The 14,530-nt window shown below is 33.0% G+C and carries 9 protein-coding genes; 7 read left to right on the top strand and 2 right to left on the bottom strand.

Annotated elements, in window-relative coordinates:
- Nucleotides 1–661 precede the first annotated feature (661 nt).
- From MXE27_RS06865 to MXE27_RS06885, 5 genes are all read left to right on the top strand, one after another.
- Nucleotides 662–1,009 carry an endonuclease/exonuclease/phosphatase family protein gene (locus MXE27_RS06865; RefSeq protein ID WP_248611673.1) on the top strand — a complete coding sequence of 116 codons (348 nt, stop codon included), beginning with the start codon at nucleotides 662–664 and terminating at the stop codon, nucleotides 1,007–1,009.
- Nucleotides 961–1,179 carry an exonuclease/endonuclease/phosphatase family protein gene (locus MXE27_RS06870; protein WP_248611674.1) on the top strand — a complete coding sequence of 73 codons (219 nt, stop codon included), beginning with the start codon at nucleotides 961–963 and terminating at the stop codon, nucleotides 1,177–1,179. Before MXE27_RS06865 ends, MXE27_RS06870 begins: the two co-directional genes overlap by 49 nt.
- 416 nt (nucleotides 1,180–1,595) lie before the next feature.
- Nucleotides 1,596–1,919, top strand: coding sequence for a DUF4064 domain-containing protein (locus MXE27_RS06875; RefSeq protein WP_248611675.1), 324 nt, complete (start codon nucleotides 1,596–1,598; stop codon nucleotides 1,917–1,919).
- 11 nt (nucleotides 1,920–1,930) lie between these two features.
- Nucleotides 1,931–2,371, top strand: a complete 441-nt coding sequence (locus MXE27_RS06880) for a hypothetical protein (RefSeq protein ID WP_248611676.1) — start codon at nucleotides 1,931–1,933, stop codon at nucleotides 2,369–2,371.
- A gap of 646 nt (nucleotides 2,372–3,017) precedes the next feature.
- Nucleotides 3,018–6,524, top strand: coding sequence for a beta strand repeat-containing protein (locus MXE27_RS06885; RefSeq protein WP_248611677.1), 3,507 nt, complete (start codon nucleotides 3,018–3,020; stop codon nucleotides 6,522–6,524).
- Between the two features lie 359 nt (nucleotides 6,525–6,883).
- Here the strand turns inward: MXE27_RS06885 and MXE27_RS06890 are convergent, their stop codons facing one another.
- The gene (locus MXE27_RS06890) at nucleotides 6,884–8,383 is read right to left on the bottom strand and encodes an MBL fold metallo-hydrolase (RefSeq protein ID WP_248611678.1); all 1,500 of its coding nucleotides are present in this window, start codon (nucleotides 8,381–8,383) and stop codon (nucleotides 6,884–6,886) included.
- Between the two features lie 125 nt (nucleotides 8,384–8,508).
- Nucleotides 8,509–9,438 (bottom strand): hypothetical protein, encoded by a 930-nt coding sequence (locus MXE27_RS06895; protein WP_248611679.1) that lies wholly within the window; start codon nucleotides 9,436–9,438, stop codon nucleotides 8,509–8,511.
- 252 nt (nucleotides 9,439–9,690) lie between these two features.
- Between MXE27_RS06895 and MXE27_RS06900 the strand changes: the two genes are divergently transcribed.
- Entirely contained in the window at nucleotides 9,691–12,420 is a 2,730-nt protein-coding gene (locus MXE27_RS06900) for an ATP-dependent DNA helicase (RefSeq protein WP_248611680.1), read from the top strand.
- 28 nt (nucleotides 12,421–12,448) lie between these two features.
- Nucleotides 12,449–14,521, top strand: a complete 2,073-nt coding sequence (locus tag MXE27_RS06905) for a tetratricopeptide repeat protein (protein WP_248611681.1) — start codon at nucleotides 12,449–12,451, stop codon at nucleotides 14,519–14,521.
- Nucleotides 14,522–14,530: the final 9 nt, after the last annotated feature.

Here is a 14,530-nt window from a genome sequence, read left to right on the forward strand (position 1 = left end):
GAATTATAATGTTCAGGAAAATATGTTTAATCATTATTTTAAGAGAATATTATGAAGTTTTTATCAATTTTATATTTATAAAATAAATGAATAAATAGATCATCAATTTTCAAGGCAGAAATAGAAAAATTAAGGGGATCATCTATTAAATGAACATGTTAAAAAATCTGCAGCAATTGCTTATGGCTGTTATGCAATCCCAAAACAGTCGATCTTTGATTTTTATATTGAATAATAATGAATAATTTGTTATTAAATATATTGCATTTTCACTAGGATTAATATGAGATTTAAAATCATTAAACCATTTAATAAAACTTTTAAGACATTATGATTATAATATTAGGGCTTATTCTGCTTTCACCTTAGTGAATGGGAATCAAAGAGCTTTAAACTTTTAACTAATTTATTAAATGATGATTAGGATAATTGTTAAAAAAATGCAAAAGAAGCCTATATAAAATTAAAGATTAAGCATTAAAAATATTAGTAACAAAATTCTTTTATTACATCACAAATTATTTCAATCATAAAAAGGTTTAATGTTATTTATTTGATTAAAATCATTTGATCTTGATTAATCGCTTCTTTTTAATTAAACGAGGTATTATTTATTTAATTTTATGTTATCCCATATTAAACTACAGAAGGAAATAAAAAAATGAAACTTCTATCTTGGAACGTCAATGGAATTAGAGCCAGATATAACAACAACCACATACAACAAGTCTTTGACCAATCTCCAGATATCATATGTCTTCAAGAAGTCAAAGCCAACCCAGAACAAATACCATCACAATTATTAGAACTGGATGATTACCACTTCTACCTTAACCACAATAAATCTAACTCATACACTGGTGTTGGAATATTCACCAAAGAAGAACCCATTAATATAGAGAGGGGTTTTGAAAACCTTGAAGAAGGGCGTGTATTAAAGCAGAATTTGATGAATTCACATTGTACAATATTTATTTTCCAGATGGTGCAGGATCAGCAGAAAAATTAGAATACAAACTCTTTTACAATAAATTCTTAAAATCTATAGAAAATAAATCCAAAGTAATCATATGTGGTGATTTTAATATTGCCCATCAACCATCAGATATTCATAAATCCTCAACAGCAAAAAGATATGTAGGATTCTTAAAGAAGAAAGAGAAAAAATTGACTATTTAATAAATAATGGATTTATTGATTCTTTTAGACTATTCAACACCCCATAATTACACTTGATGGAGTTATGGTCGTAACTCCAGGGAAATAATATTGGGATGAGGTTAGATTATTTCTGCATCAAATGACCTTAAAACTAATATAAAAATACTAAAATAATGTCGGATATTATTGGGTCTGATCATAGCCCTATTGAATTGGAATTAAAATGATTAAACTATTTTTTAATATTTACTTATCTCAAACTAAGTTAACAAACTATTCATAATTATACTTTTTAATTAAATTGTACATAATTTTTATATACATTTTATTTTTTAATACATAATCAACATTTATATTTTACTATTATCACTTCAAAACTAACTATTATATATTAAATATATACTACTTTATAGTATAACTATGGAGGAATATAATTGACCAATGAGATTAATGAAACTTCCAGAACAATTGAACTTGTTTTAGGTATAGTTGGAGGAATTTTCGGACTTTTAGGTGGAATATTCGCGGTTTTATTTGGGGCTATTGGATCAAGTGAAATCATGATGCTGGGCATGAGTGCTATTTTAGCATCAATTGTCGGGACACTAGCTACCATATACGTAACAAGAAACGCTAAAATCGGCGGAATAATATTAATAGTAAGTGCCGTGTGGCTGCTCATCAGCATATCATTATTTGGAGTTTTAGGATCTTTCCTTTTAGGTCTATCTGGAATACTGGCACTTATAAGAAAATAGAGGTAAATAAAATGATAAAAAATAAACTGGTTATAATTTTAGCAGTGTTTTTAATTGCAAGTGTGGTGGCTATTAGCGGTTGTACTGATAATAGTAACAGCCAAAATAGCAGTGCCGCCGAAGAATCTTCATCATTAAATGTTACTGATTTAAAAGTGGTCTCTCAAGGTTATGGTACCTATGCTGTTAAAGCAACTGTCACCCCAGATAAAGACTACAGTTACCTGGAAATGGTTTTAATATTCTATGACAGCGAAGGTGCAGTGATAGATAAAAGCCCCTTGGCCTGGAATATTAATGATGTTAAAGCTGGGCAAAAACTGAAAGTCACTGGCAATGGTTACATTTCTGGAAGTGAAAAACCAGCAAAAGTGGATGTATTAATCTTTGACAGTGTTTTCTCTGGTGGAGATGAATCTGACGCTATTTACAAAGAAACTATTGAAGTTTAAACTTCTTTTTTTATTTTAGTAACACCACTTAACTTTTTTTTATCCCCATAAAACTAAATTAATACATGATTACCCTCAAAATTATTAATTTTATTCTTGCAGTAGATCTTGCTGGTGTAGATAAAACCCTCGGCTAAAAAAAAGACATGAACATGCCCATATCACCTAGAGTCGTAAATTATAAGACCTGAAACACCATTAACAGGATATTTTCAAATATTGACTATAATCTTTTAAATGAAATTCACCTGACTAAAATAAATAAAAATATCAATGGAAGGTTTTGTAAGTTATCCCAAGTTAGATATGTTAATTTTGTAGTTATTTTTATCAAATTATTTAATTCCATAATTATTAAGCAATTTACTAATAGCAGATCCATTTAACAGTTTTTATTAATTTTACTCATTATTTTTTTAAAATAGTAATACTACCATAGAAGCTTCCTTATTTTTTTAAAAAATTCATTCTAAGGGAGTATTACTTCGACGGAAGTAATAAAATTTAAATATAATGTCTGAATAATTAAGATAACATTATAAACAAATTAGTACCTTCAGCATTAGGTACAACCTATGTATGTCAACAAATCGGGGGCAATATAATAAAGTTTTCAAAAAGAATATTATTTTCAATAGCGATGAGTATGGTCCTTTTATCAATGGCCAGTACTGCATCTGCAGCTAATTATAATGTAACAAATACGACGTATCAAAATGTATTCACGGAAAATGGAATAGCAGACACTTTTGAACTGAATAATATAAGTTATATATTCCAGGAGGGAGACACTTTCACTTTCCTCGAAGGATTATATGAGAATGTGGTTCTCATACTGGATAAAACAGTGAATATCATCACTGAAGGTAGTGTATATTTAACTAATGACGGTTTGGAAGATGTCATCCAAGTTTTAAACACCGCCACAGGAACCAACATCACCGGATTCAATATAAACGGTTCTTTAAAGATCTCAGCAGATAATATCACAGTCGAAAACAATACCATTAATGGATCCAGCAGAGATGGAATCTTCACATCAGGAGACAATACTCAAATATTAAATAATATAATCAAAGGCAGTGAATTATCTGGTATAAAAACCGGTGGAAACAACACCGTTATTGCAAATAACATTATTAGCAGTAACTTGTTATCCGGTATAAGCATCACTGGAGAAAACGCGAACGTCACTTCCAATAATATATTATCCAATGAACATGACGGAGTGACCAGTACTGGAGATAATGTTTCTATTGAAGGAAATAACATCTCCAACAGCGCTAATTATTGTATAAATTCAACAGGTGACAATGCCAGTATAGTGAACAATTTCTTGTTTGCTAATTACAATAAGAGTATTAGCTCTTCTGGGGAAGATACAACTGTGGAAAACAACACAGTTCGCAATAATTATTACCTGGACAACACCACTTACGGGAACGTATTTACTGATAATGGAATTAACACCGAATTTACATTAAATGGTATTATTTACACCTTCCAGGAGGGAGACACTTTCACTTTCCTTGAAGGATTATATGAAGATGTTAAATTGATTTTAGATAAATCAGTGACCATACTATCCCAAGGAAGTGTTAACCTCACCAATAACGGCGCCGAAGATATTATTAATGTCTTAAACACCGCAACAAGTACCAATATAAGTGGATTCAATATAAATGGATCATTAAATATATCTGCAGATAATGTTACTGTAAACAATAACAGCATTAATGGGTCTTCCAGAGACGGGATCCTCATAACAGGGGCCAATGCCACCATAATAAATAATACCATAAATTCCAGTGCTATGTCTGGTATAAACTCAACTGGAGATAACACCAATATCATTGGCAATCTCATATCAGATAGTGGTGAGGATGGAATTATTAGCAGCGGTTTATTAGTCCATATTGAAAACAATAACATCTCATCCAGTAACAATCAGGGAATAAACAGTATTGGAGATGAAGCAACTATAATACTCAATAATATATTCTCAAGTGGAGCTAACGGAGTACTATCCACTGGAGAAAATGCCAGCATTGGGAACAACATCATTAACGCCAGTAACTTATCGGGAATAGACTCCACGGGAGATAAAATTAATATTAGCAATAACAAGATTATATCCAGTGGCCAGGACGGTGTGACCTCCTCTGGATATCAAGCTAGTATTGAAAACAACAACATCTCATCTAATGAGAATAATGGAGTTAGCAGTACTGGAGATAACGCCACTATTAAAAACAATAATATATATTACAATACAAAAAACGGGGTCACATCCACTGGTGAAAACGCATCAATTGACAGTAACAATATTTACTCCAATGGCGTCCATGGTGTAAACTCCACTGGAGATAAGGCCAATATTAACAATAACCTGGTTTATTTCAATACCAAAAATGGTGTGGACTCCACAGGCAATGATGCCCTTATTGAAAAAAATAATGTGACCTGGAACGATGGTCATGGTATCAGTACCACCGGAGAAAATGCTACAATTTACAACAACTCAGCTAAATACAACCAGAAATCAGGTATCTACAGTGAAGGTTATAAAGCCAATATCACCTTAAATGATGCTAATTATAATAAAGAAAATGGTATTCACTCCAAAGGTAATAATGCCACCATAAATCAGGGTTATGCCCATTACAATTCATTGAATGGGATTTACGTTTCTGGTAGTAACACCACTGTAAGCAGTTCTTACACCTATTACAACACTCTCTCTGGAGTTAACTCCACAGGCTTTAAAAATGTTATTAGTGGTGTCACATCTTATTATAATTATAAGAACGGTATAAGCATATTCGGTAATAACAACAGCTTATCGTCCTGTACAATGAGTTATAATAGTTTAAATGGGTTGTACTCTTCCGGGAGCAATACTTCCATAACATTTTCTGAGGCAAAATCCAATGGAAACAATGGGTTTTACGTTGCAGGCAACAATGCTTATTTTTTCTATATCTACAATGCCACAGGAAATAGTCAAAACGGTATCTTATCCACAGGGAATAACCTGCAGTTATACTATTTAATGGAGGCAAATTCCAATAAACTGAATGGTATTTACACCAAAGGAGCATCAGCGTATTTATGGTACGTCAGTGCCCAGAACAATAGCCAAAACGGTATCTTATCCACAGGAAGTAACTTCTATTTGAACTCTGCTGTGGGTATTGATAAAAATAAAAACCATGGTATTTATTCCACCGGAGCCAACGCCCAAATAAACTCAGTAACAGCAACTTCCAACTCACAAAACGGAGTATACAGTACCGGAGCCAACGCCCAAATATACACAGTAATAGCAACTTCCAACTCACAAAACGGAGTATACACTACGGGATATAATGCTACTCTAGCTAATATCACCAGTAAATCCAATAAGAAAAATGGGGTGCAGTCCACAGGTAAGTACTTAAAAATTTACAATTCCGTACTATCTTCGAACCTGCAGCAAGGTCTTTTATCCACGGGACACAGTGCCTTTATAAGGAATGTGACTGCTTCAAGTAATTATAAAAATGGGATCCAGACCTCAGGTTATAATACAACTGTATACCTTTCTCAAGTATCAAAAAATAAATTAAATGGAATTTATTTAACTGGATCTAAGGCCCAGATAGTTAGCAGTAGATCCTTTTCCAATGCCTTTTATGGAATAGTTGCCCATGGATCACAGCCCGTGATGCAGTCCAACAGAGTATACAGTAATAAGTATGGGTTGTACTCTAAAGGGTACGGTGCCATCTTTTACAATAACACAGTATATTCCAACAAAATCCATGGTATATATTCTGCCAGTAAAAACGCCAGGATACTTAAAAATATTGCTTATTCCAACAAGGGACATGGAGTATATTCTATTGGATCCTTAACCCAGATTTATCAGAATAAATTTAATTCAAACTGGGGAAGCGGCATATATTCCAAAGGGGCTTCTGCTCTTCTTGCTGCTAATACAGCTTCTTCCAATAGGAAAAACGGTGTCTATTCCTCTGGATCTAAGGCCCAGATTGGAAAAAATACAGTTAAAAAGAATAGATGGTTTGGTATTTATTCTATAGGTAAAAAATCCAAATGGGGCACCAACAATGCCAAAGGCAATAAAAAAGGAAACATTAAAAGAAGATAACTAAATGGGTTATCTACTTTTTATTTATTTTTAAATCAATACATTTTATCAGATAATTCAAGATTTCATCAAATTAGCATTTATATCTTCTTAAACGAAATTATTCTGGAGGATAATCATCAGGATGAGTCATATGAGGCCTCATGACTTTCCAGTAATAATCTCTGGTGTTTAATTTGGTTTGTTCATAGAGTACCTATTTGCAATTTTCAGTTTCTATGATATATTCAATTTGGTTTTAGAAGCCTTGTAAATAGTAGTGGTTGTTTTTGTCATAAACTTCCATTTTTTATGAATTTTAAGATGCTGTCGGACAATAGGCCTCTTATTTTTACTTTTCCAGTGAGTAAAATAATTAATTATTTCCCCAAATTTGGATAAACTACTTTTACACCTTCATCTTCTAAAATCTTAAATTCTTCTTTTCCCATGGTGTGTACAGGATATATTTTATCTGGCTGGATTTCCTGTATCATGTCCAGAATCTCCACCCCATTGGCATGTCCTGATGCATGGTATCCGTCATGGATAGTTATTCCAAAGTGTTCTAACCAGTTTCTCTCCCGTGCAGCGTCAATCTCCATTTCTTCATTGAAAGGTTCTGTTTTGGATTTAATATAAATCGCATTTTCTGGTTTTATATCAATTAATTCTTTAAATTCAAAGAAATCGCACTGGAATAGGTAGTCGCCTGGGTTTTCCTGCAAATCTTTATAGTTTACACAGTTATCCCATGAGATATAGTCTTTTTCCCATCCTTTATAATCAGATAGAACATATTCCCCATCTAATTTATCACTTCTAATCCAATCATCTTCAAAACAGGCATATGATTCTCCACCATATAATCCCCAGCTTCTTCGAGGTACATACACTGCCACATCATCAAGTTGAGGATACCCCATCCCATAGAACTCATTTAATAGAAATGCTTGTTTAGTATTTACAACCAATGTCCGATCTGAGTCTTTTGCTACTTCATAAAATGTATTAAATCTATCGAGATCCCGAATTGGATAATTAACTATGATAAGGTCCCCATGAGAGAGTGCCAAATTTGCAGCTTTCTTTTGAATATCAGATTCTAAAACATTTTTGTCCCGGTCAATCCGTGTACCCTCACTAATCAAAACAGTTGGTGAAAACTTCCGAGCTTCTTTAATAAATTTTTTCGTTTCATCTTCTCTTTTCCCATGAAAACGGAAATCCCCCGTATATACCATAGATTCTTCACTGCTTTCCGTTAAAAATGCACAGGAGCCTGGAAGAGAATGGTCTACTGGGGCTGATGTGATTTTAAAGTCCCCTATTTCAAATGATTTATATGGTTTTATGAGTTCAATCTCTCTGGCTTTTTTAACATCACGTGCACTGGCCCTTTTATGGGTTGTAGAGTTTTTACTCATTCTTTTTTTCTCTAAAAGTAAAAAATCAGGCGAATAAGTAGTGTAATTATTAAATCCAGCCGCGCCAGTCATCTCCAGTGCCTTAATTATCAGATAACTTTCTTTACTCATATAAAATGGAATGTCTTCTCGTATATGGTGCAGGTACCCCATATGGTCCAGGTGGGCGTGTGATATCAATATCCCCTGAGCTGCAGGATTTTCGTGATGGTTTAAACCAGAATGTTTTAAATAATCTTCCCGGTATAAGCCCTTTACTTGAGGTAATAAATCAAATTCCACCAAATCTAGTATCCCATTTAGTTTTCGGGGCTTTAAGAATTCTGAAAAATATAGGTTTTCTTGTTTGAAACTTTTTCCAAAATCAAAGAATATTGAAGAATCATTAGATGATACTTGTATTTTATTTCCACCTATTTCATCTACTCCACCGTAGAAATCTATTTGTGCCATTTAACCACCTGATTTAATAATAGAATAAATTCGATAAAACTATAACATATTATTATTTCATTTGATTAAATAGATGGATTAATTTTATTTAAAAAGAAGATTTAAAAAAAGAAAAAAATTAAGTTTTATTCTTTGGCAGTTTGGTCAATAGATTTGTTAGTGAGGTATCCTGCATGACTTATGGCTAAAAGAGCCACTAAACTATCATCCAATGCAGGGAAACTATCCATTGTAGCAGGGTCCGTATTTGTTGCTATCATAAGATAAATCATCAAACCATAAGATAATGCTATAATTATCGTGAAAAAGAACATCTGGACTTTGGCCATGTTAATGTTCTTTAGTGTAGCAGTTTCATCACCTCTGAAAATATCAGCAAATTCTGCAGCATCGGGACTTGTATTAACTGGTATCAAACCAACAATCTTTATATCTCCCTTAGCTACCTCAGTTTTCAAATTAATTTTTTCTGTTGGATCAGATTTTTTCTTCTTCTTTTCACTTAAAAGCAGTGGACTTCCCACCAGTGATACGGTACTTATACCAAGAAGTGCCCAGATCTGCCATTCCATCCCAATCTCCAGAGGATTAGGTACATTTGCTGCAATCCTTACCAAGGCCATTGCAAGATAGGCAGATAAAATTATTCCTGTCCAGACTACTATTTGAAATCTTGAAAGACTCATCTGGTTACGTTCATCTATTAATATACCTGCTATTCTTCCACTTACTAAACTTCCCAAAACAGCGAAAAACACTAGCATAATAATGAACACCAGAAAATAATTTACTCCTTTTGGGGCAAAAAATCCTGATATGACCATGAATATTATTAGAAGAATTGCACTGATTGAAGCCCATCCATTGGGAGTGAGTTTATCCCCTATTTTACAATAAATTGTTATTAGTGCAAAAATAAGAATAATTCCTAAGATTATTTCAGTTTCAAATACAGTGATTAATCCTTTATAATACAAAATTCCTGTTGCAAAAAACAAAAATATTAATAGAAAAGCATTGAATCCAGCCCATTGTGTTGTAGAACCGTTAACCAAATTAAAAGCCCCCTTAAAAAATCTATAAATAATTTATATTATTAATATTATATGTTATTTACTATTAAATAGTAATACAAAGTGCTCTACTAAGTTTCGATTTTAAACTATCAAATATTATATTTTATAAACCGATTGAACTTTATCGCACCTCATATAAGAAAAATCAATCAACTGTCCATATAATAGATAAAATTATATTGTCTTAGTTCAATAATACTCTTTATATTGACCATAAAGGTTAGAAGACCCATGTCAAATAAAAAAACTTTGACCAAATCACAAAAAGAGGCCATTTATCACTATGAGGGCCCTCTCATGATTGTGGCCGGTCCAGGGGCAGGCAAAACATGGGTACTAATCCAGAGAGTTCTTCACCTCATACAAGAAAAAAATGTGGATCCATCCTCTATTCTTTTAACCACATTTACCAATAAAGCTGCTGATGAATTAAAGTCCAGGTTAAGTAGAGAAATTGGTGAGAAGGCTGAATATATTCATATATCAACTATTCACTCATTTTGTAAATATATTCTTAGAAAGTATCCAGAATATCATAATCTAGGCAGTGGTTTTGATGTTTTAGACGAAGATTCACAATTATTATTTCTTAGAAATAACTTAGAAGAATTTAATTTTAATGAAAGCCGTTTAGGCGACCTCATGGGCTTTTACAATAAGTGTGGGGAAAATGAGATTGACCCTAATGATTTGATTAAAAAAATCAAAGAAAAATACCCTAATAATAAGACCAATCTCAAAAGCTGCCAAGCATATAAAAGATATCTTGAATTATTAAATGAATACCAATTAATTGATTTTTGTGGTTTACAGGTGGCTGTTCGAGATATCCTAGAAAATAATCCACATATACTGGATCAATTGCGAGATAAATACCTTTTTCTTTTAATTGATGAATATCAGGATACCAGTCCTATTCAAGATAGGATTTTTCAATTAATAGCTTATCCTCAAAATAATATTTGTGTAGTGGGTGATGAGGATCAGAGTATTTATTCTTTCAGAGGAGCTAATATGCGGAATTTCATAAAATTCCCTGAGAAATATCCTGAAACAACAAAAGTAGTCTTAAATAAGAATTTCAGATCCACTACTAATATCATTAGGGCCTCAGAGAAGTTCATGAGTAAGCATCGGATGATTAAAAAAGAGATAGAACCATGGCGTAGTAAAGGGAATGAAATGGTACTCTTAAATAATAGTGCCCGTGGTGAGGAAGCCCATCAAATCGTTAAGTTAATTCATGATATGAAAGAGCACGATATCATACCACATTATGGTTACATCACCCTATTGTTTAGGAGTGTTAAAAATCAAGCAGGGGCCCTAGTAAGTGAACTTAAAAAAGCCAATATTAAATACACTATCCGTGGTGATCAATCATTTCTAAAAAGAGATGAAATACAGGCTACACTCTACATGCTGCATTATGTGGATGATAAGGATTATGGTAAGAAATTCAAAACCCGCTGGGGCCGTTGGTGGGATACGAATCTCTTAATGAATGAATTAATGGATATATCCCCTGAAACAGTGATGAAATTAAAAGAAATTGAATTATCAGTAGATATCACATCAATTACTAAAAAAGAGGATTTTGAAAAATATTCTATCACTAATAAAAATGATATCCAGATATTATCTGAGATTAATAAGTTTAAAAAAGCATTGCAAACTAAAGAGATGGATGTTTTAAATGTATTCTACACTATTTTAGATATTTCGAAGTATCTTAAAAGACTAACACGAAATGAGTCTGAGAAGAATGAAGATATACTTTTTAATCTCTCTAAATTATCTGGAATCATAAAAAGATATCAGGATTTTTCAAAAGACCCAACTCTGGAAGATTTTCTAAGATTCCTCTTTAGTTTGCCTAAAACCATGCAATATGATGAGGAGATGCTTGAAGACCCCCGCTCTGTTAAAATAATGACAGTTCATCAGGCCAAGGGTTTGGAGTTTCCTGTGGTATTTATTTGTGGCGTATCTCAAGATCAGTTCCCCTTAAAACATAGAAATAGAGACCCATTCCCTATACCAGATGAACTTTTAAAATTCGTTCCAGATGGTCAGATAAATGAGGAGCGTAGGTTATTCTATGTGGCCATGACCCGTGCCCAGGATAATTTAATAATATCTCCTGGTGGGAAAAAATCTCAGTTTATTGAGGATGATCTGGGTATTGAAGAATTTTCTGATGTGGATACTATTATAGAAAAATGTGAAGAAAGGGATGTTGCTAAAAACCCACTCCATGTTTCTTTCTCATCAATAAAAACGTATAATTCATGTCCTTTCAGATATAAATTGATTTATCATTACTTATTTGAATATCAACCAACTTTTGATCAAAAGTATGGAATCATTATCCATAACTCTCTGAATATGATGCATGAATCCCTGCGTGAAGGAGAAGAAATTAATATTAATAAAATTGAATATATTGTAAATAAGAACTGGATAAAACTCCATAACAATGAGGAAGACGATGAAGATAATAAAAACAATCTCATCACCCAGATTTGGCATTACTATGATCATATGAAGGACCATATACAGGAAGTAATTTCCACTGAAGAATCATTTTCCTTATTTACAGAAAATACTTTAATAAGTGGCCGTACAGATCTGGTTATTAAAAATTCCAATAATCAACTGGAATTATTCGACTTTAAGGCCAGGGGAGAATCTGCCCTGGAAAAACTCCAAGTGGAGATGCAGCTTAAGATTTATGATTACTGTCTAAAAGAGAAATATGGTTTCGATAAATTATGTGCATATCACTTTTTCACCAATGAAAAAACTTACTTTACGAAAAATAATGATTATAATGAAATTAGATCTCAAATAGATGCAGTTTGCAGTGGAATAAATAATGAAATATTCCATCCAGCACCTAGTTCTCACTGCAGAGATTGCTTTTTCAGTTTCTGCTGTGAAGACCTGAAAGAATATTAAAGAAATTCCCATTAAGGAAGCGAAAGATATGCCTGATCAAGATAAGAAAACCGACCATGAGCTTAAACTAATTTTAAATGTTTGTGATGACCTTCTAAAAGAAGATAGGGAAAATCCAGAGATATGGGCTCAGAAAGGTAGGGCCTTAATAGATCTTAACCGTCCATCCGAAGCCATTGAATGTCTTGATGAAGCATTAATCCTTGATGAACAATATGAACCTGCACTGGAAAGCATGGCCCATGCATTGTTTTTAAATGGGAACTATGATGAATCAATAGCTTATTGGGAATTATTATTGGAACAAAAAAATTATGATAAAGATGTTTTAAAAAACATGGCTTATATACTGGCAGCTGTTGGACGGTATGATGAGGCTCTAGAAAAATTGGACCGAATTCTAAAATCAGATAAAGATCCTGAGATTATTAAAGAAAAAATAAACTGTCTGATGGAATTAGACAAATACGAGTCCGCCCTGGAGTGTATGGAATATCTCCTAAAAAAAGAACCCGAAGACCCTTATATTATAACCCAAAAAGGTAATGCTTTCTTTTGTATGGGTAAAAAAGAAGAGGCCATGGATTTATATGATAATGCATTAAAGCTGGATGAAAAATCAGTTGATACCCTGATTTCTAAAGGAATTGCTCTATCCATTGCCGGAGACTATGAACAATCACTGGAATGTTTTGATAATGCAATAAAATTTGAATGGAAAAATTACAGGCCTTACTTTTTAAAAGGGAAATTGCTGCACAAACTTGGAGATTATGAACAATCTTTGAAATGTTTTGAAAAATCACTGAATCTGAATGACCTCAATCCTGAAGCATGGTACCGGAAAGGCGTAGTATTATATGATCTAGAAAAGTATCCAGAATCAATAAAAGCTTATGATAAAGCTTTAGAAGTTTTTGAATATTATGCTGAGGCATGGAATGCTAAAGCACTTTCATTGTACGAACTGGACGAACATGAAGAGGAAATTAAGTGTTATGATAAAGCTGTGAAACTTAATCCTAATTATTCTGATGCATGGAGTAATATGGGTGCTACTCTCCTAGCACTGGGAGAAGAAGTTGAGGGATTGAAATCTTTAAATCGTGCCCTGAGTTTGAATCCCCTGGACGTGAATGCCTGGTTGAATAAAGGTAATATTTTAATGTCTGCTGAAAATTATCATGACGCAGCAGATTGTTATAAGAAAGTACTATCCATTGATGATAATATGATTATAGCTCAGTTATCATATGCTAAGGCACTGCTGCATATGTGCAAATTCCAGGAAGCACTGCATACTATTGAATCTTTATTAAACAAGGATGCTCAAGTTGATCTAGCCTGGATCTATAAGGGTATGATCTATGTGGAACTTAAATATAATCAAAAAGCTTTAAAATCATTTGATAAAGCTCTGGAAATTAATCCCAATAATTCTGATGCCTACTTTGAGAAGGGTAAGTTATTGTTAATGGAAGGTGACGATGAAGAGGCACTTCAGCATTTTGAGATGGCCACTGAACTGGATAATGATAATTTATCTGCATTCTTCTTTAAGGGCGTGGTTCTGGATGATATGAAAGAATTTGATAGGGCTATTGAAGCATTTGACCGCATTCTTGAACTCGACAGTGCAAATGAAGAGATTATAATTAAAAAAGCCATCACCCTGGGTCAAAAAGGAGATTTCCAGGAATCCATTTTGGAATTGGACTTGCTGCTTGAATTTAATCCTGAAAATCTAGATGCTCTTTATCTCAAAGGCGAAGCTTATCGTCGAATGGATTTGCTGGAGGAATCCTTAGAAAACTTTTATCAAATCGTGGAAATAAATAGCGAGCATACTGGAGCCTGGTACGAGATAGGTATAACCCACCAGAACATGACCAATCACACTGAAGCTATTGAAGCATTTAAAAAGGCAATATCTATTAACCCTGAATTTGAATGGGCATATACCTCACTATCTGTCAGTTTAACTATATCCCGACGATTTGATGAAGCTTTGGAAATGGTGAATAAATCATTAGAATTGGACGAAGAAAATGAAGATGCACTTGCACTTAAAAAGGATATTTTAAGTTTTCTGGAAGAATAGATGTTGATT

It is taken from the genome of Methanobacterium alcaliphilum (assembly GCF_023227715.1).
In the GTDB taxonomy this organism is placed as follows: domain Archaea; phylum Methanobacteriota; class Methanobacteria; order Methanobacteriales; family Methanobacteriaceae; genus Methanobacterium_E; species Methanobacterium_E alcaliphilum.